The sequence below is a fragment of the Lysinibacillus sp. FSL K6-0057 genome (genome assembly GCF_038630885.1).
In the GTDB taxonomy this organism is placed as follows: Bacteria; Bacillota; Bacilli; order Bacillales_A; family Planococcaceae; genus Lysinibacillus; species Lysinibacillus fusiformis_F.
The window spans coordinates 1,143,567-1,163,862 of the sequence record NZ_CP152047.1 but is presented as its reverse complement, the minus strand read 5'-3'; the positions used below and the strand labels follow the sequence as shown (position 1 = coordinate 1,163,862).

The window sequence follows — 20,296 nt, the reverse complement described above, 5'->3', positions numbered from 1 at the left end:
TATTACACCTCCTCACTTATTAAATAGTCACTAAAGGACATTCCTTCATCTTCATCATCACTTTTTTGATCCTGTTCTTCGTCTTGCTGTTGTTTAAAGAAATTATTGAAGAAACTTTGATCACGTTGTTGTCGATCGGCATCTTGTAGTGATTGTGCAATATCAAGGCGGTCTACTTGAATATTTTGCTGAGCAAATGCCTGTTTTAGCTGGTGTGCTTGACTATCAAGCAATTCACGTCCATGGGTTGTAGAAGCCAGTAAACGGGCTGTAAGAACACCATCATTTTGTACAAGTTCAATACGAACCGTCCCTAGATTTTCTGGATATAATTTTATGGTTAAACGTGTAATCCCTTGTGCATTAGAGATCTGTGCTCGATTGATGATGGCTTGCATTTCCTTTAATAAAGCTTCTGATTGCGCAGGCTTAGCCGTTGGTAATGTTACATGGAATGTGTCTGGTTTGGTTTGTACCGTTTGTGGTGTAACCATATCAGTCGTACTTGTTTCACTTTGCTTCGTCACTTGGACTTGCTGAACAACTTGCTGGAAGCCTTGTAATGGCAATGTCACAGTTGTTTTAGTTGTTATTTCCTGCATCGTACCTACTTGCGTTTGCAATGACGTTAATAGGCTCTTAACCGTCGTTAACAGGTTTTCTTGCGATGCAGTTAAGTCTGTTTTTTGGCCTACTAATTGCACTAATTTCAACACTTGAAGAAGTTGTGACGCCTCTTTTGGTGTCACTTGACCTTCACCTTGTAATGCTGTGCTTATATTTGCCTGTAGTACCGGTGCTTGGGCATCTATTACTGATAATAGCTCCCAAACATCACTCGCTTCCTTTTCTTCTCCTAGAAGCTGTTGAATTATTTTTTGAAGCTGCTCTTCATCAATACCTAATGCATTTAGTATATTTTCTAAATGTAGCATTTCATCCATTGCCACTGCCTTACCGTCTTCTCCTAGCTGAAGCACTAGTAAACCATCATCGTGGGAAATCCCCAGTAAATCTAGTACTTCCTCCATTGAATCAGCATTTAAAACCGCTTGTAAATCTGCTAGCTCATTTGTGGAAGTCGTCTGTGATGCTTGGGTTGATTGAGATGAAGAAGATAAAACTTGCCCAAAAACAGAACCGAAATTTGATAAACTTTCTTTCTTTTGTGTGCCACCTAATTTTTCTTCAGCGGTACCAACTGCTGCTGACTTTGTTGCTGCAGTTTTAGTAGGCGCTGATTTATTGATCATTTGCATCATCGCTACATCCATTAATCTTTCACCTCCTTTCAATTACCCTATTGTTTAGCCATAAGCTCGGTATATTTTGCTGCGTCTTTTGCATCCATTTTCTCTAAAATGGCTGCTAGCTTATCCGGCTTTAAATTCGTTATAATTCGCAACGCTTCCGTATCACTCATATTGACCAGTACAGGTGCTGCAGCTTTGGGTGACATCTTATCAAACGTTGATAAAATATCATTAAAATCACGCTTTACATCATCTTGTTCACGATTCAATTTTTCAATTTCAAATTGAAGTTGTTCTTTTTCTGTCAGCAACTTCTCTTTATCCGTTATTGTTGAATCTAATTTTTTTTGAAGCTGTGTAATTTCTGCTTCCTTTTCTTGTATCTCTGCCTGTAAACTCACTATTTTAGAGTCGTTATTAACGACAGCATCCTTCGCTTGTTGTTCTTCTGACGGCATAAAAGGTAAATTACCAATTGCCTTTTTTCCTAAATCAAAGACATTTGTATTCATTAATGTTGCCACAACAAGCAAAACCGCTACTACAAACATAATCGGCAGTACAATCCAAGTAAAAAACTTTAGAAAGCCCCCAGATTTTTTCTTTGGTTGCTCTTCTACTAATTCTGTTGCTAATCGATTGTCTTTCTTTGCCATGAAATCACCTGATTTCTTTCTTGTTATACGTTTGTAATGAAATCTCATCTAAAAAAAGGCTTTCTATACGATCTTGCTCTTGTTGGAAATGTTTAAAATCCTTTTCTCTCATTTTTTCAAATTTACGTACTTCCAAGTTTTTTTCTAATAGTTTTTCTTCGTGCCAATTCATCTTTGCACGAGCTTGAATCACTTTCTGTTGCACATCTGCAATTGTTTTTTCGAGACTGTCAATAAAACGACTATAATGATGGATTTCATCTATCGATGAGCCGATCATTAAACGCTCCTGTTGAAACCCAATTAAATCTTCTTTCTTTTTTAGCAATTCATATAATTTCGTTGCTATTTCTTCAAAAGAACGGACAGATTCTTTATAAGCCATTTCGGTTTCGTTTTTTTCCTGTTCGCGAATAGTTAACACTTTTTCAAAACGATACACATAACTGACCATCTATTTCGCACCACCGTTCGATAATGTTATTAACTCATTGACACTTTCTTCTAATGTCACTTTATCTAAGTAACCCTGTTTAAGATAAGCAGTAATAAGCGGTTCATAATAAATTGCTTCATCAATTTCTTTAGAAGTCCCTCTTTTATAAGCCCCAATATTGATCAAATCCTCAGATTTGTCATATGTATAATAGAGTTCTCTTAATCGTTCAGCAGCTTTTTTATGAGTTGGCTCTGCAACATGGTTCATCAAGCGACTCACACTTTTCAAGACATTGATGGCTGGATATTGCCCTTTGTTGGCAAGATTTCGATCCAATACAATATGACCATCTAATATCCCTCGCACAGTATCCGCAATGGGCTCATTCATATCGTCCCCATCTACTAAAACGGTATAAAATGCTGTTATAGACCCCTTTTCATTGGTGCCTGTTCGTTCTAGTAATTTAGGTAATATCGCAAAAACAGAAGGCGTATATCCTTTTTGTGCAGGTGGTTCACCCGTGGCAAGTCCAATTTCACGTTGTGCCATCGCCACACGTGTAACGGAATCCATCATTAGCATGACATTTAAGCCTCGATTTCTAAAATATTCGGCGATTGCTGTAGCTGTAAATGCCCCTTTAATCCGCATTAATGCAGGTTGATCTGAAGTAGCTGCAACAACAATGGACCGACTTAGACCTTCAGCGCCTAAATCACGTTCGATGAATTCTCGAACCTCACGACCACGCTCCCCTATTAACGCAATGACATTCAAATCTGCTTGAGTATTTCTTGCGATCATACCAAGTAATGTACTTTTACCTACCCCAGAACCAGCGAAAATACCAACACGTTGTCCATTACCAACTGTTAGCATGCCGTCAATAGCCTTCACTCCGACTTCAAGCCTTTCATTAATCGGTGGACGAGTCAGTGGGTTTGGTGGATCTTGTTCAGTGGGAACTGTCATTAGTCCCTTAGGCAATAAAGTACCATCAATTGGATTCCCCATAGAATCCAATACTTTACCAATTAACTCAGGGCCCACTTTTACTTCCAATGGAGCACCCGTCCCTTCGACAAGGCAGCCGATCGATATTTCGCGTAAGGAGGTAAAAGGCATTAAGACGACTATTTCATCTTTAAAACCAACAACCTCTGCTAAAATAATCTGATGACCATTATTTACAGTTTCCACATGAATTTTACAGACATCACCTATGGAACTATCTGGACCTTGCGACTCAATCATCAAGCCAACAACTCTAGTAACTCTACCAAACTTTTTAAAAGTAGGTATATGAGGAATATGTTCAATTAATTGAGCCACTTTCATCAAGATCATTCCTTACTCTCTAATATTTCATGTAACTTTAATCTGAGTGCATTTAATTGCTCATCGATACTAACCATAATTCGACCATGATTTGTTTCAATATAGCAATCTGTTTCATTATCCAAATCCTCATTAACAAAAATCATAAATGGTACGTCTATTGGGAACATTTCTGCTAATTCATCTCGATTGGCCGTAATTAAAGCATAATAAGCTGGAGAGACATAAATTTTAATTTCTTTCATTTCTCTCGCTTCTTTCAGCCCTCTGCGTACGATTGATACAAATAGTTCGTTATCCTGTTCTAATGAGGTACCAATAATTCGTTCTGCAGCAGTTAAGCCTAACTCTAAAATCACCGCTTCTTGATCATCAATGTATTTTTGAGCATTTTCTTTCGCTAACATCATGATTTCATTCGCAGTTTGAAGTGACTGAGCCATTGCTTCAGTGGCCTTATTCACGCCGTCTTCATAGCCTTGCCCAAATCCCTCATCATAAGCTTCTTGAACACGATTGGGTCTCTCTTCCTCCCAGCTTAGCTTTAAATGTTCAATCTCTTGAAAGTGCAAATGCTTTTCCTGTTCAAACATCTCTCGTTCTGCCTGCAAAGCAGCTCTCGCTTCAGCAAGTAAACGATCTCGCTCTGCCATTACTTCATCCATCGTTAATTGATGTTGAGGTGGGATTTCTTCCTGGTATTCCTCCATCGGTTCAAACATATCACGGATCTGTATTTCCTTAACATTATCGCTATCGGACTGTGTATAAATAGAACGGATGATTCTAGACAATGACGTCATCTCCTCCACCGCGAGCTATAATAATCTCGCCAGCATCCTCTAGACGACGAATAACGGCAACAATTCGAGATTGTGCCTCCTCTACGTCACGTAATCGTACAGGTCCCATAATTTCCATTTCTTCTTTAAATGTTTCAGCCATACGTTGTGACATATTGCGGAATATAATATCTTTTACCTCTTCACTTGATACCTTCATTGAAAGCAGTAAGTCTTCGTTTTCACAATCACGAATAACACGCTGAATGGAACGATTGTCGAGTGTAACAATATCTTCGAACACAAACATACGTTTTTTGATTTCCTCTGCAAGTTCTGGATCTTGGATTTCGAGTGCATCGAGAATTGTTTTTTCTGTTTGGCGATCTACTCCATTTAAAACTTCAACGACTGCATCGATACCACCCGTTTCTGTATAATCCTGCGTAACAGTTGACGATAATTTACGCTCTAACACAGATTCAATTTCGCTTATCACTTCTGGTGAAGTTGATTCCATGACCGCTATACGTTTAGCAATGTCAGCTTGTACTTCCTGTGGTAAAGAAGATAAAATAACACCCGCTTGCCCTGCCTCTAAATAAGAGAGTATCAGGGCAATTGTTTGAGGATGCTCATTTTGGATAAAGTTGAAAATTTGCGCTGGATCAGCTCTGCGTGCAAAATCAAACGGACGTACTTGTAAAGAAGATGTTAATCGATTAATAATCGTTTGTGCTTGTTCTACACCAAGTGCTTTTTCTAATACTGTTTTTGCATAGCCAATACCACCTTGTGTGATATAGTCCTGCGCTAGTGCAATATTGTGGAATTCTTCAATAATCTCTTCTTTTACATTTGATTCCACTTTTTTAACACTTGAAATTTCTAATGTTAAACGTTCAATTTCTTCCTCTGTTAAATGCTTATAGACAGAAGCTGAAACCTCAGGCCCTAATGAAATTAACAAGAGAGCGGCCTTTTGTTTTCCGGTTAATTCCTTATCTTTCTTGGACACAGCCGAACCTCCTAGTTAGTCTTCAGCAATCCAACTGCGCAGTAACTTTGCAAAATCGTCTGGCTTATCTTTGGCCATTTTTTCAAGCTGCTTACGACGCATTGTAGCTTCCGTTTCAATTTCTTCATTAATATCATCAACCATTAATTCTTCTTGTTCTTCTAGGATACTTAGCTCTTCTTCTTCCTTCGCACGCTTACGTGAACGGATAATGAAGAATGCTAGCAATACGATCACAGCTAACAAGATACCGCCGATAACCCAAACCCACCATGGAATAATTGGTTTTTCATCAGCTACCTCTGTCACCTTACCGTATAATGGTTGTACAGATACCGCCACTTTTTCATCAATTTGCTCTTGTGTAAGTTCTGCTGCCACGTCTTTGGAAATTGTTGTACGTACAATTGTACTTAAAATTTTCTCAATATCTTCACGAACACCGTCTGGTAATGACGCTGCGTCAGTTGCTGTCGGTGGTTCAACAATTACTTGAATCCCAATATCTTGAATTTTATAAGGTGCTTCTTGGATATCCTTACGTATACGGTTCACATCATTATTTATCGTCTCTTCCGTACGTTCATAATCTCCATTTCCTGCTGCACCTTCATTATAAGTTGTGAAGTTATCAGTGGTTGTTTCAGCTTCAGGTGTTCCGGCAGCAGCTGCTGCTCCTGTGCCAGAATATTGCTCTGTAATTCGCTGCGCACTAATAGCAATACCTTCCATATTTTCTTCATCAACAGGTGTCACAAGATTTTCTTCGCGATTTTCTTTCTTGAAATCAATATCTGTTGTGACAGAAACCATTACCTTATCTTGTCCCATCAACGTTCCTAGCATATTTTGTACTTGACGTTGTAGATCTCGTTCCACTAATTTCTTCATTTGTAATTGACCTTCTGCTGTCGTTGTGGAAGTTCCATCAGCTGTGGCAGCATTCAAATCAAAGTACTCTGAGAATTGATTAGAGATCACAATATTTTCAGTATTTAAATTCGGAATACTTTTTGACACCAAATTGTACATCGTTGTAATTTGCTGCTCTGTAAATTTATAGCCAGGGTCTGTATTTAAAACGATAGATGCCGTTGCTTCTCCTTTAACATCCGTTACGAATACCCCTTCCTCAGGAACAGTAATCATTACTTTTGCATCTTTTACACCTTCCAAATTTTTGAAAAGTTTAGCAATTTCAGTTTCAGTAGCTGCTTTTTTTAATAGGTTAAATTCATTATCAGTCATACCAAATCCTGAACTATTCGCAAATGAGTAATCGATTGAACCTGTTTGCGGATATCCCTCAGAAGCTAATTGCACTAACAAGGAGTCAACTTGTTCTTCTGGCACTAAAATAGATGTTCCACCTGGAGCAATTTGATAGGTCACACCTTGGGAATCTAGCGCTTCCTTTACTTGTCCAATTTCCCGTGTTGATAAATCTTTATAAAGTGGAACATATGTAGTTTTGGAAGCGAAAAATGTCACAATTGCTGCTAGTGCGATTACAACTACCACGGAGCCAATCATAACTATTTTTTGCTTTTTACTTCGACTTGTCCAAAATTGACTGGTGTCGTTTTTTATTTTCGTCAATCGTTCATTCATTATGAATCCTCCGGTTATAGTGAATAACCTAGCCATCAATAATTTGCGAACATAATGAGCCCACTCTAAATCGTGGTTATTAATCTATATTGAAAAGGGGTTGCCTTATCTTGACAATAAATTAAACACTCATTCGCATTATTTCTTGGTAAGCTTCAATCACCTTATTGCGAACTTCAATTGTTGCGTTTAGTGTAATGCTCGCCTTTTGCGAAGCAATCATCACTTCATGCAACTCCACATCTTCACCTTTAATTAGCTTCTGAGTATACTTATCAGAAGTTATTTGTTGATCATTTACTTTTGCTATTGCTTCTTTTAAAGAGTTCGCGAAGCTTTGTTGTGCTTCATAAGGTGTTTCATTAAGTTTGTTTGGGTTATTTACAACCTGAGTAGGTGTCATTAGCGAAATGGACGAAATGGCCATGTATGTATCTTCCTTTCTACTTAATTTTATTTACCAATCTCTAAAGCCTTTGTAAGCATGGATTTATTCGCATTAAAAACAGTTATATTTGCCTCATAAGAACGAGTAGCCGACATTAAATCTACCATTTCTTTCAATGGATCAACATTTGGCATATTTACGTAACCATCTGCATTTGCATCTGGATGAGTTGGGTCATAAACAAGTTTGAAAGGTGTTTCTTGATCTTCTGAAATTCGAGTAACTTTTACACCATTACCAACACCACTTTTTGCATTTTTCCCTAGTGCTATGTTCAAAAAATTTGAAAATTGTCCTTCTTGTGCTGACAGCGTAACAGACTTGCGTCGATATGGTTCCCATTCCCCATTCACTTGACGAGCGCGAGTTGTATCCATGTTAGCCATATTAGAAGAAATAACATCCATGCGTAAACGTTGCGCCGTTAAAGCAGAGGCAGTGGTATTCATCCCATGAAATATAGACATCTATTACTTACCTCCTTTAATAACGGTATTCAATGTGTTTAATTTCCCATTAACACGATCGATTAAAGCATTATAATAAATTTGATTCTCTGCTAATTTTGCTTGCTCAGCATCCATATCTACAGCATTCCCATTGTTTCTATATCGCAAGTTCTCAACGATATTGACACCAGGTGTAGCTTGTCGAAACGTGAAATCATAATGTCTATTATCAGTACGATATGCAGAAATGGCTATACTCTTCTGTTCTTCCAGCATATCCTTAAAACTAACATTTTTCGCCTTATAATTAGGTGTATCGACATTCGCAATATTATTTGCGATCGTTTTATGATTTAAAGTGGCATAGGAAAGTCCATTTTCCAGGCTACTAATAGTTCCTCCAAATAAATTCAAAACTGTTCACCTCATTTTATTTCAATCTATGTACTTGTTAATTTATCCAATAATACAATTGTAATTAAGATGATACCTAGTGTCTATTGTCTTTTGTCACTTTTTAATAGTCTATACGCCCTATTTTTTCTCAACCTCAACCATGACAAAACTTCCTTATCCCTTGTGCCTCTAAGTTCAAGTAAAGGTCATTACACATCTAGTTATTTTACACCATTTCGACAGTGTTTACGATTTTATTGTTAAATATGCCTTTTTATGAGGTTTATCGCCTTTTTTAATCCTCATCAATAAAGGTCCCTTTTTACTAGTTCAATCAATATTAGAGTATTTTTAAAATAGTTACTATACGTTTATTGGCCATTCTTCCAAAGTAACATAAAAGGCATTTTTATATGCTAATTGTAGTGACAAATTATCGAACATTATTAGGCTAAAAGCAATGAAATCCATCAAACTTCATTGTTTTTGTATTAATTCTCTAAAAAATATGAGCCATAAAAATTCGAAAATAAACCAAAAAACGTCTATATGTACCATAGACACTTTCATATTTTTTGAAAAACACAACAATAAAATTTTTTTATGACAAGTGAAAAAGGCTTTCCGTTCCAATCTACCTGCTTCCATTGCCGCTTTGCTGTCGCCCAGAGCCAACCTTCCTGTGCTAGTGTGACTAAGCTTTCGTCGCAAAACCAGTATGGCTACCGCTCTGTGCAAGGTCATTCCTATCTCGCTATTACACGTAGAAATGAAGTAGCTTTCCACTCCAATCCACAAAAGAGTTATCTTTTTGCATAAATAAAATAAGGTGTTCACTACTCATTTTATGGATGATCGTTATGACTAGTCACCTCTCTACATTTAAAATAAAAGCCTATTCTTTCTTAAAAAACAGATATAACTGGCGAAATTTCCCTACGGCTAGTGTGAAAGATAATGAACAGACACTTTTGCAGCATGGTTGATTGGCGTGGAGTCCGCGTCACTCCTAGGGGAGATGAAACCTTGGGGCGAACGCAGTGAGTGAAGCGGCATATCGGACGCGATCGGAACGGAAATCAACCCCTTACCCTGCCTTCTACTAGTGAAATTATCTTTTATCAACAACAAAAAAGCGTCTATATGTTCCATAGACGCTTTCGTTAGCTTCTTAAAGAAGCAATTATTTCATTTTAATTTCTGCTAGAGCATTTAAGAATTTATCGTTTAGTACTTTAATATAAGTACCTTTCATACCTAAAGAGCGAGATTCAATGACACCTGCTGATTCAAGCTTACGTAATGCGTTTACGATTACTGAACGTGTAATACCCACACGATCAGCAATCTTAGAAGCAACTAATAAACCTTCATTCCCATCAAGTTCTTCGAAAATATGCTCAATTGCCTCTAGCTCACTGTATGAAAGTGAATTAATAGCCATTTGTACGACTGCCTTGCTACGAGCTTCTTCTTCAATTTCTTCAGATTTTTCACGTAAAATTTCCATACCAACTACTGTTGCACCATACTCAGCTAAAATTAGATCATCATCTTCAAATTGTGAAGATAAACGAGCAAGGATTAACGTTCCTAAACGTTCACCACCACCAACGATTGGCACAATTGTTGTTAAGGCGTTTTGGAATAAATCTTTGTTTTCAACTGGGAAAGCAGTATGTTCATTATTAATATCTAAATTTGATGAAGTTTCAGAGATCGTAAATAAGCTATGTGTGTATTCTTCTGGGAACTGTCTCTCTTCGAACATTTTTTTCATACGCTCATTTTCAATTTGTTGGTGAATTGAAATACCTAATAATTTACCTTTACGACTCAAAATATAGACATTGCTATCAATAATATCGCCTAATGTATCGGCCATTTCTTTAAAGTTCACCGGCTTACCAGCAGAAGCTTGAAGCATCGAGTTAATTTTACGTGTTTTTCCTAATAAATTCATTATATGTTCCTCCTATAAATAATCCGAAGAGTATTTACTAAATATTCTAAAGGTTTTTACTATTGAATGATACTAATCAGCTTTATCTTACAGTATAAACTGTGACAAATCTTTGTTTTTTACTATACCCGCAAGTTTTTGATCAACATACGCAGCATTGATTGGGATACTTGCTGGTGCAATTTCAGATGCCTCAAACGATAGTTCTTCCAGTAAACGTTCTAATATCGTGTGTAAACGACGGGCTCCGATATTGTCTGTTTCCTGATTCACTTCGGTTGCAATTTCAGCAATTCGTTCAATTGCATCTGTCGTGAAATGAACTTCTACACCTTCTGTCTCTAATAGTGCTTTATATTGCAAAATTAGTGATTGATCTGGTTCTTGTAAAATACGTACAAAATCCTGCTTTGTTAATTTTTCTAGCTCTACACGAATTGGGAAACGGCCTTGTAATTCAGGAATTAGATCCGATGGTTTCGACATATGAAATGCACCAGCAGCAACAAACAGCATATAATCCGTTTTTACTGCACCATACTTCGTAGTGACAGTAGAGCCTTCTACAATTGGTAAAATGTCACGTTGAACTCCTTCACGGGAAACATTCGCCGAAGTATTTCCTTCTTTACTAGCAATTTTATCGATTTCGTCAATAAAAATGATACCCGATTGCTCAGCCCTATTAATGGCTTCCTGTGCTACTTCATCTGCATCTATCAGCTTATTTGCTTCTTCTATTGTTAAAATACGACGTGCGTCTTTTACTTGCACACGGCGTTTTTTCTGTTTTTTAGGCATTAAACTAGATAGCATATCCTGCATACCGCTATTCGCAGACATATCCATCCCAGTTCCTTGTAACGCATCAAAAATGGATGGATTTTGTTCTGTTACCTCTACAGTAACCCACTCATTTTCTAACTTCCCATTGCGTAAATCAATCGCAATTTGTGCACGCTTCGAGCGAACTTCCCCATCATCTGCTAATGAATCGTCATTTGTTGGTTGCTCTTTCCCACCGAATAGCATTTCAAACGGATTTTGCATCGCCTGTTTTTTACGTAAAGAAGGCACCAAAAGTTTCACGATTGCTTCATTTGCTAATTCTTCTGCTTGTTCCTTGACAGACTCCATCATTTCTTCTTTAACTAGACGGTGTGAAGCTTCTACCAAGTCACGTACCATTGATTCAACATCTCTACCGACATAACCTACCTCAGTAAACTTTGTTGCTTCAACTTTTACAAAAGGAGCATTTGTAAGCTTTGCAATCCTTCTCGCTATTTCTGTTTTACCGACACCAGTTGGCCCAATCATCAAAATATTTTTCGGAATAACTTCAGCCTTCATATCTTCGTTTAACAATGAACGACGATAGCGGTTTCGTAACGCAATAGCTACTGCTCGCTTAGCTTCATTCTGCCCAACAATGTTACGATCTAAATGCTCAGTAATTTGTCTTGGCGTTAAATTTTTTTGCGTCATTAGTTCAGCGCCTCCACGATAATATTATGATTCGTAAATACACAAATTTCAGCAGCTGTTTCTAATGCCGCTTCAGCAATTTCACGAGCAGTCATCGTTTCACCTGCATATTTTTTTAATGCTCTACCTGCGGATAACGCATAATTTCCACCAGAGCCAATAGCCAAAATGCCGTCATCGGGTTCAATCACTTCTCCTGTACCCGATACGAGTAGTAAGGTCGTTTTATCCATTACTAATAGCATCGCTTCTAGCTGGCGAAGCATTTTATCACCACGCCATTGCTTTGCTACCTCAACTGCTGCACGCTGTAAATTACCGTTATACTCATTTAATTTGCCTTCAAACATCTCAAAAAGTGTAAAGGCATCAGCAACTGAACCTGCAAAACCTGCAAGGACCTGCCCATTAAACAGACGTCTGACCTTCCTTGCTGTACCCTTCATCACAACTGCATTTCCCAATGTTACTTGACCATCACCAGCCATGGCACAGCCTCCGTTATGATGAACCGCAAATATCGTTGTTGCATGAATTTGTCCCATCTGCCTTCCTCCTTAGCTCTATTATGCCCTTGGATGAGCATTCATATATGTTTGACGAAGATGCTCTTTTGTTACATGTGTGTAAACTTGTGTAGAAGATAAATGTGAGTGACCTAATAACTCCTGCACCGTCCGCAAATCTGCGCCATTATTCAACAAATGAGTGGCAAAAGTATGACGAAGCATGTGTGGGTAAATTTTCGTATGGAGTGAGGCCTTGTCAATCATTTCGTTTAAAATATGACGTACCCCTCTAGGAGTAAGTTCCCCACCACGCATATTGACAAACAACTGCTGATGATTCGTTTTTTTCATCAATCGTGGACGAGCTTGCTCTATGTAGTCCTGCATTGCTAAACTCGCAAATTGACCAAATGGAATGATTCGTTCTTTTCGACCTTTGCCCATTACTCGTATGATCGAATAATGAAAATCCACATCCTCTACTTGAATTGAAGTCAGTTCACTCACACGAATACCTGTTGCATATAACAGCTCTAATATAGCTATATTTCTCAATGATTTCAAATCATCACCAGTATTCGCATCAAATAACTGTTTCAATTCTTCTTCGTAGAAAAAACTGGGTAAACGTGATTCTTTTTTCGGATGATAAAGCGAACGAAATGCTCCGTCATCTAATCCGTACTGTCTATTTAGAAAGCGAAAAAAGGAGCGGATTGAGGAAATTTTCCTAGAAATAGAAGCTCTTGCCCTTTTTTCTTCGTACAACTTTGTTACATAAAGACGTGCATGTATATATTCAACACTTGCTAAATCATGGATTCCCTCCGTTTGTAAAAAGGTTAAAAAATCTAGCAGGTCTGATTCATATTCTCGCACTGTATGAACAGAGAAGTTCTTTTCAACTTGGATGTAAAGCATGAACTGTTCGAGTGCATCTTGGGACGAAACTAACATGGAAAGATTCACCACCAATAATTTATTAATAATTTTCTCAAATGACTGTCACTTGTAATATAACGGATATACATTTCTTTGTCATCTCTTACAAGTTTGTATCGTTTTTCTCATCATTAATAAACATACATATTGACACTAAACCTATCTTCATAATATAGCAAGTGTAAATAGTTATATTTTGAGAAAATCTCCATACAAAATAATAAAATACGTCTAATTAAGCATTTTGTCTACAAAAAGAAAAAGCCTCTAAGAGTATATCAACTTTTAGAGGCTTTTGGCAATTAAATTGTTTGTGAATTCACAAAATTTCGAATTGTGCTTATTGCGCGTGTTGCATGCATTTCCGCACGTTCTGGTTTGGAACGACGACCAGGTGGTAAGTCTGGGAAAATACCAAAATTTACATTCATTGGCTGGAAGTTTTTCGACTGTGCTTCTGTTATATAACGCGCCATGCTTCCTAATGCCGTTTCGAATGGGAAAATAATTGGCTCTTGTCCTAATGCTAAACGAGCTGCATTAATTCCTGCAATTAATCCACTGCCTGCTGATTCAACATAGCCTTCTACTCCAGTCATCTGACCTGCAAAGAAAATATTCTTTTGCTCACGAAGTTGATATGTTTTTTCTAAAACTTTCGGTGAATTAATGAAGGTGTTTCTATGCATTACGCCATAGCGTACAATTTCTACATTCTCTAACCCTGGAATTAGCTGTAGCACTTCCTTTTGCGGCCCCCATTTTAAATGGGTTTGGAAACCTACAATGTTGTAAAGGGTACCAGCAGCATCGTCTTGACGAAGTTGAACAACTGCATATGGACGTTTTCCTGTTTTTGGATCTTCAAGACCAACTGGCTTCATCGGACCAAATAACATGGTTTTCTCTCCACGAGCTGCCATGACTTCAATTGGCATACAACCTTCAAAGTAAATTTCTTTTTCGAATTCTTTCAATGGTACAACTTCAGCTTCGATTAATGCTTGGCGGAAACGATCGAATTCTTCTTTTGTCATAGGACAGTTTAAATAAGCCGCTTCCCCTTTATCATAACGAGATTTTAAATAAACTTTATTCATATCTATACTATCTTTTTCGATAATGGGTGCTGCTGCATCGTAAAAGTATAAATAATCTAAACCCGTTAAACCTTGAATTTTTTCAGCTAAAGCTTTCGAAGTTAATGGTCCTGTTGCAATAACTGTAATACCCTCTGGAATTTCTGTGACTTCCTCATGAATAACCTCCACAAGTGGATGGTTTTTCACAGTCTCCGTTACATACCCTGCGAATTCATGACGGTCTACTGCTAATGCACCTCCAGCAGGTACTGAACATTGGTCTGCTGCCTTTAATATAACAGAATCTAACATACGCATTTCTTCTTTAATAACGCCTACAGCATTCGTTAACCCATTTGCACGCAATGAGTTAGAACAAACAAGTTCCGCAAATTTATCAGTATGATGCGCTGGAGTCTGCTTTACTGGACGCATTTCATAAAGTTTAACTTTTATACCACGCTTTGCAATTTGCCAAGCTGCTTCACTACCTGCTAGTCCTGCTCCTATTACATTTACTACTTGTTCAGTCATGTTTCTTACCATCTTCCTATCATTGAGTTGGTGCTTCTTCATAGTCACACTTCGTACATTGAATTTGCACACCTTTTTTTATCTTTTTCTCTACTAATAATGCACTACATTTTGGACATGGTCTACTAATTGGTTTGTCCCATGATACAAATTCACATTCAGGATACTGATTGCAACCGTAGAATAGACGCTTTGTTTTACTTTTTCGCTCCACAATTTCGCCCGTTTCACAAGAAGGACATTTCACACCAATAGGTTTCATAATTGCTTTTGTATTTCTACAATCTGGGAAATTAGAGCAAGCCATAAATTTGCCATATCGTCCGAGCTTAAAGACCATTGGAGATCCGCAAAGTTCACAGTCTTCTCCTGCAGGCTCATCTTTAATGACAACCTTTTCCATAGCTTCATCCGCATGTTTTACATGAACTTCAAAGTCTGTATAAAACTCTTCTACAATACTTTTCCATTGACGACTACCTTCTTCAATATCATCTAAATCTTGTTCCATTTGTGCTGTGAATTCGATGTTTATGATATCTGGGAAAAATTCTAGTACGAGTTGGTGTACGATTTCACCTAGCTCTGTTGGCATAAAGCGTTTAGCATCTAATACAACATAGCCACGGCGCTGAATTGTATCGAGGGTAGGTGCATATGTGGACGGGCGCCCAATTCCTAGTTCTTCCATTGTTTTAACAAGTCGCGCCTCTGAATAGCGTGGTGGTGGCTGTGTAAAATGTTGTTTAGGCTCAATTTCAAGCGATTTTACTTGGTCACCAATTTCCATCTCAGGTAAAAGTTTTGTCGTCTCTTCCGTTTGATCATCAGTACCCTCGATATATAATTTCATAAAGCCTGCAAATTTAACTTGTGAGCCATTCGCACGGAATAAAACATCACCATTTTGAAGATCTACAGCTACTGTATCAAGGACTGCTGGTGCCATTTGGCTCGCAATAAAACGCTCCCAAATTAAGCGATATAAACGTAACTGATCTCGACTAAGTACCGTCTTTAATTCCTCGGGTGTACGCATCGTACTAGTTGGACGAATCGCTTCATGAGCATCCTGTGCATTTGAAGCCTTTTTTGTTTGTTTTATTTCTGTTGCAATGTACTCTTTTCCATATTTCCCCTCAATGTACGTCACCGCTTCAGCTTTTGCCGTATCAGAAATACGTGTGGAATCGGTACGCATATAGGTGATTAACCCGACTGTTCCCTCTTTTTTTCCAATATCAATACCTTCATATAATTGCTGAGCTAGCATCATGGTTTTCTTAGCTCGGAAATTTAGTTTTCGTGCAGCTTCTTGCTGTAAAGATGATGTTGTAAAGGCTGGTGCTGCATTACGTTTACGTTCCTTTTTCGTTACATTAACAACATCAAAGTTTGTTCCTTTAACATCTTTTAAGATTGCTTTTACTTGTGCTTCATTTGTTAATTTTATTTTTTCTTTACCATTTCCATAGTAAAGGGCATCAAATGATTTTTTGCCTTTTTCAAACGTTCCTTCAATTGTCCAGTATTCTTCTGGTTGGAAGTTTTTAATTTCATTTTCACGATCAATGATCATGCGTAGCGCTACAGATTGTACTCGACCTGCTGATAAACCTTTTTTCACCTTTTTCCATAGAATCGGGCTAATGTTATAGCCAACAAGTCGATCCAATATACGTCTTGTTTGCTGTGCATCTACTAAATCCATGTTAATTGGACGTGGATTTTTAAAGGACTCTATAATTGCATCTTTAGTAATTTCATTAAATACAACACGGCAATCTGAGTGAATATCAATATTTAATGCAGTCGCAAGGTGCCAAGCAATTGCTTCTCCCTCGCGGTCTGGATCGGCTGCTAGATAAACTTTCTTTACTTTTTTAGCCGCAGATTTTAATTCCTGTAAAACAGGTCCTTTACCACGTATCGTAATATATTTAGGCTCGAAGTTATTTTCAGCGCTAACACCCATCTGACTACGTGGAAGATCTCGTACGTGTCCAACCGATGCTTTCACTTTATATTTCTTTCCTAAATACCGTTCAATTGTTTTTGCTTTTGCTGGTGATTCTACAATCACTAAATAATCCGCCATCTATGTCTCCCCCTTAGCGAGGTCTATTACTAATTTTTTTTAAGTTACCTGTTGCAAAATGTATAACAGATTTTAAGATAATGCAACTTTTTTTCAATTTTTGTTCGAAAAGAGGTCCAATGTTTCAATGATTTGATGACCATTCACTATTGGAATTGCTCCTTCTAAAAGCAATTGATTTGTCCCCTTAGATTGGGTAGCATCAATAGGTCCCGGCACCACAAATACATCTTTTCCTTGCTCTAATGCAAGCTCTGTTGTAATGAGCGTGCCACTTTTTAATGCCGCTTCTGTCACAACTAAAGCTCGAGATAATCCACTAATGATTCGGTTACGCATTGGGAAATGCCATTTTTCAGGCTTCATATAAGGGGGATATTCTGTCACTAATAACTGGTGCTCTGCCATTTGTTTAGCAAGAACGCGGTTTTCTGCTGGATAGAGATAATTAAAACCATGTCCAAGCACAGCAATTGTATGACCACCCATATCGATTGTCGCCCTATGTGCCATTGTATCTGCACCTCTTGCAAGCCCACTAACAACCGTATAATCACGTTGAACAAGAGGCGGGACAATTACGTCTATCGCTCTTTTTGAATACGCTGTCGCCTTCCTAGAGCCTATAATAGCTATCTGTTTTTTGTTTGTTAACAGGGAATATTGACCTTTCACATACAATACAGTAGGTGGACTTGATATTTCAAATAATTGCGCCGGGAAATAGGGATGATAAAACGGGATGGGGAAAATATTAGCCCGTGCATAGGCCTCTTCAAGTGGTGTTGTCATAATTTGTCGAAAACGCTGAGAAAGTTGACATGCTTTATGTGCCGATATTTGTAAAACTTTTGCGATTTCGTCATAATGAATGTCTTCAAAAGAGCTAAAAATATTCACCGGGGACAACAATTGCTGAAGTTTCTGAAGTGGTAATGGGTATACATAATGTAAGGCTAGTAATCTCTGCGTATCTACTGCTAGGATCATTCAATAAACCTCCTTTATAATAGAAGAAATTAAATGACCGCATGATAATTTTCAACACAACATTTCATTATTATTTATAACTTCTGCCACAAAATTGTTGATTTCTTCAGAAGTAAGTAGGTAATTATTGAATGAAGTATGATAAACAGTGTATAAATAATGAAAAAGATGTAGCCGCAATGGCTACATCTTCCATTTTAATGGGTTTTACACTTTTCGTATAGCCCTTTTTCTTTAATTACTTTAATCAATGTTTCACCAATTACAGAAGGTGTTTCTGCAACTTCGATACCAGCTTCGTTCATTGCTTTAATTTTCTCCGCTGCTGTTCCTTTACCACCAGAAATGATAGCACCAGCGTGACCCATACGTTTTCCTGGAGGTGCAGTTTGTCCACCAATAAAGCCTACAACAGGTTTTGTCATATTTGCTTTAATCCATGCAGCTGCTTCTTCCTCAGCTGTACCACCGATTTCACCAATCATAACGACTGCGTAAGTTTCTGGATCATTATTAAAGGCTTCAAGCACATCAATGAAGTTTGTACCGTTGACAGGGTCTCCACCAATACCTACTGCAGTTGTTTGACCAATTCCAGCTTGTGTTAATTGATGTACTGCTTCATATGTTAATGTACCAGAACGAGAAACAACTCCTACATGGCCTTTTGTATGAATATAACCAGGCATGATACCAATTTTACATTCATCAGCTGTAATAACACCTGGACAGTTTGGACCTACTAGGCGAGTGTTTTTACCTTCCATATAACGTTTAACCTTAACCATATCAAGGACAGGAATATGCTCTGTGATACAGATTGTTAATTCTAATTCAGCATCAACAGCTTCTAAAATTGCATCTGCCGCAAATGGTGCAGGTACATAGATAACTGAAGTTGTAGCACCTGTTGCAGCTACAGCTTCTGCTACTGTATTGAAAACAGGAACTCCCTCGATTTCAAGTCCACCTTTACCTGGTGTTACACCTGCTACGATTTTAGTACCATACTCAAGCATTTGCTTCGTATGGAAAAGAGCTGTTTCGCCCGTAATCCCTTGTACAATTACCTTCGTATCTTTGTTAATAAATACAGCCATTGTTCTCCCTGCCTTCCTTAGCCTACTAGTCCCACAATTTTTTGTGCACCGTCAGCCATTGAATCCGCTGCAACGATGTTTAAACCAGATGCATTTAAAATTTCTTTTCCAAGTTCTACATTTGTACCTTCTAAACGTACAACTAAAGGCACAGCTAAACCAATTTCTTTAGCAGCCGTTACAACACCTTCAGCGATAATGTTACACTTCATAATTCCACCAAAGATGTTTACGAAAATGCCTTTTACGTTTGAATCAGAAAGGATAATTTTGAAAGCCTCTGTTACTTTTTCAGCTGTTGCACCGCCCCCTACATCTAGGAAGTTAGCAGGGCTTCCGCCATAATAACTAATTGTATCCATTGTTGCCATAGCAAGACCAGCACCATTAACCATACAGCCAATGTTTCCATCTAATGAAATATAGCTTAAGTCATATTTTGATGCTTCGATTTCTTTTGCATCTTCCTCGTCAAAATCGCGTAATTCGACAATATCCTTATGTCGATATAATGCATTGGCATCAAAATTGAATTTAGCATCTAGTGCCACTACATCGCCTTGTCCAGTTACAACAAGTGGATTAATTTCTACGATTGATGCATCTTTGTCGATAAATGCTTGATATAAGCCTAACATTAATTTAACAGCTTTCCCTACAAGGTTTGCTGGAATATTCATATTAAACGCCATACGACGTGCTTGGAAGCTTGTTAATCCAACTACAGGATCTACTACTTCTTTGAAGATTTTTTCCGGATTTGTTTCCGCTACTTCTTCAATATCCATACCGCCTTCTTCAGATCCCATCACTGTAACACGAGATGTGGCACGGTCTAATACTAGACTTAAGTAGTATTCTTTTTGGATATCAGAACCCTCTTCAATATACAAACGTTTTACTTCTTTTCCTTCTGGACCTGTTTGATGAGTCACTAAAATTTTTCCTAATAACTCTTTTGCGTATGTGCGCACCTCGTCAAGGTTTTTAGCGATTTTTACACCGCCTGCTTTACCGCGTCCACCTGCATGAATTTGCGCCTTGACTACTGTTACGTTTGAGCCAAGTTCCTTCGCTACTTTTACTGCTTCATCAGGGGAAAAAGCTACTTTTCCGTTTGGTACAGCTACACCATATTTTCTCAGAATCTCTTTCCCTTGATATTCATGGATATTCATAATACATCCTCCCATCAAA

At 37.9% G+C, this 20,296-nt stretch carries 19 protein-coding genes; all 19 read right to left on the bottom strand.

All coding sequences use genetic code 11. From position 1 onward, the window contains the following. Nucleotides 1-2 precede the first annotated feature (2 nt). The 19 genes from MHB40_RS05405 to sucC all read right to left on the bottom strand — a co-directional run bounded on the left by MHB40_RS05405 (nt 3) and on the right by sucC (nt 20,277). Nucleotides 3-1,274 carry a flagellar hook-length control protein FliK gene (locus MHB40_RS05405; protein WP_342534075.1) on the bottom strand — a complete coding sequence of 424 codons (1,272 nt, stop codon included), beginning with the start codon at nt 1,272-1,274 and terminating at the stop codon, nt 3-5. A 26-nt stretch (nt 1,275-1,300) separates the two neighbouring features. After that, complete coding sequence (locus tag MHB40_RS05400) at nt 1,301-1,909, bottom strand: hypothetical protein (RefSeq protein ID WP_342442691.1); 609 nt, start codon at nt 1,907-1,909, stop codon at nt 1,301-1,303. 4 nt (nt 1,910-1,913) lie between these two features. Continuing rightward, complete coding sequence (fliJ, locus tag MHB40_RS05395; RefSeq protein WP_205441946.1) at nt 1,914-2,363, bottom strand: flagellar export protein FliJ; 450 nt, start codon at nt 2,361-2,363, stop codon at nt 1,914-1,916. Continuing rightward, nucleotides 2,364-3,689 (bottom strand): flagellar protein export ATPase FliI, encoded by a 1,326-nt coding sequence (fliI, locus tag MHB40_RS05390; protein ID WP_205441945.1) that lies wholly within the window; start codon nt 3,687-3,689, stop codon nt 2,364-2,366. Between the two features lie 5 nt (nt 3,690-3,694). Beyond that, nucleotides 3,695-4,483 (bottom strand): flagellar assembly protein FliH, encoded by a 789-nt coding sequence (gene fliH / locus MHB40_RS05385; RefSeq protein ID WP_205441944.1) that lies wholly within the window; start codon nt 4,481-4,483, stop codon nt 3,695-3,697. Continuing rightward, nucleotides 4,476-5,489: a flagellar motor switch protein FliG gene (fliG, locus tag MHB40_RS05380; protein WP_008180783.1), complete on the bottom strand. Its 1,014-nt coding sequence runs from the start codon at nt 5,487-5,489 to the stop codon at nt 4,476-4,478. Before fliG ends, fliH begins: the two co-directional genes overlap by 8 nt. Nucleotides 5,490-5,504: 15 nt before the next feature. Next, nucleotides 5,505-7,100, bottom strand: a complete 1,596-nt coding sequence (gene fliF / locus MHB40_RS05375; RefSeq protein WP_342534074.1) for a flagellar basal-body MS-ring/collar protein FliF — start codon at nt 7,098-7,100, stop codon at nt 5,505-5,507. 121 nt (nt 7,101-7,221) lie between these two features. Further along, a complete protein-coding gene (gene fliE, locus MHB40_RS05370) occupies nt 7,222-7,527 on the bottom strand; it encodes a flagellar hook-basal body complex protein FliE (protein WP_342534073.1) in 306 nt (101 codons plus the stop codon). A 26-nt stretch (nt 7,528-7,553) separates the two neighbouring features. Further along, nucleotides 7,554-8,015 carry a flagellar basal body rod protein FlgC gene (flgC, locus tag MHB40_RS05365; RefSeq protein WP_205441941.1) on the bottom strand — a complete coding sequence of 154 codons (462 nt, stop codon included), beginning with the start codon at nt 8,013-8,015 and terminating at the stop codon, nt 7,554-7,556. A gap of 3 nt (nt 8,016-8,018) precedes the next feature. Continuing rightward, nucleotides 8,019-8,411, bottom strand: coding sequence for a flagellar basal body rod protein FlgB (gene flgB, locus MHB40_RS05360; protein ID WP_004269305.1), 393 nt, complete (start codon nt 8,409-8,411; stop codon nt 8,019-8,021). A gap of 1,165 nt (nt 8,412-9,576) precedes the next feature. Next, nucleotides 9,577-10,356 (bottom strand): GTP-sensing pleiotropic transcriptional regulator CodY, encoded by a 780-nt coding sequence (gene codY, locus MHB40_RS05355; RefSeq protein ID WP_205441938.1) that lies wholly within the window; start codon nt 10,354-10,356, stop codon nt 9,577-9,579. Between the two features lie 87 nt (nt 10,357-10,443). After that, the gene (gene hslU / locus MHB40_RS05350; protein WP_342534072.1) at nt 10,444-11,844 is read right to left on the bottom strand and encodes an ATP-dependent protease ATPase subunit HslU; all 1,401 of its coding nucleotides are present in this window, start codon (nt 11,842-11,844) and stop codon (nt 10,444-10,446) included. Further along, complete coding sequence (gene hslV, locus MHB40_RS05345) at nt 11,844-12,389, bottom strand: ATP-dependent protease subunit HslV (protein WP_004229270.1); 546 nt, start codon at nt 12,387-12,389, stop codon at nt 11,844-11,846. Before hslV ends, hslU begins: the two co-directional genes overlap by 1 nt. 21 nt (nt 12,390-12,410) lie before the next feature. Continuing rightward, a complete protein-coding gene (gene xerC / locus MHB40_RS05340) occupies nt 12,411-13,310 on the bottom strand; it encodes a tyrosine recombinase XerC (protein ID WP_205441936.1) in 900 nt (299 codons plus the stop codon). Nucleotides 13,311-13,597: 287 nt separating this feature from the next. Next, nucleotides 13,598-14,911 (bottom strand): FADH(2)-oxidizing methylenetetrahydrofolate--tRNA-(uracil(54)-C(5))-methyltransferase TrmFO, encoded by a 1,314-nt coding sequence (gene trmFO, locus MHB40_RS05335; RefSeq protein ID WP_016994086.1) that lies wholly within the window; start codon nt 14,909-14,911, stop codon nt 13,598-13,600. Between the two features lie 19 nt (nt 14,912-14,930). Continuing rightward, on the bottom strand, nt 14,931-17,009 hold the full coding sequence (gene topA, locus MHB40_RS05330; RefSeq protein WP_342534071.1) for a type I DNA topoisomerase: 2,079 nt from the start codon (nt 17,007-17,009) through the stop codon (nt 14,931-14,933). Between the two features lie 93 nt (nt 17,010-17,102). Beyond that, nucleotides 17,103-17,999: a DNA-processing protein DprA gene (gene dprA / locus MHB40_RS05325; protein ID WP_205441934.1), complete on the bottom strand. Its 897-nt coding sequence runs from the start codon at nt 17,997-17,999 to the stop codon at nt 17,103-17,105. A gap of 197 nt (nt 18,000-18,196) precedes the next feature. Further along, a complete protein-coding gene (sucD, locus tag MHB40_RS05320) occupies nt 18,197-19,099 on the bottom strand; it encodes a succinate--CoA ligase subunit alpha (protein WP_004229280.1) in 903 nt (300 codons plus the stop codon). Between the two features lie 17 nt (nt 19,100-19,116). Beyond that, nucleotides 19,117-20,277, bottom strand: a complete 1,161-nt coding sequence (sucC, locus tag MHB40_RS05315; protein ID WP_205441933.1) for an ADP-forming succinate--CoA ligase subunit beta — start codon at nt 20,275-20,277, stop codon at nt 19,117-19,119. Between the last annotated feature and the right edge of the window lie 19 nt (nt 20,278-20,296).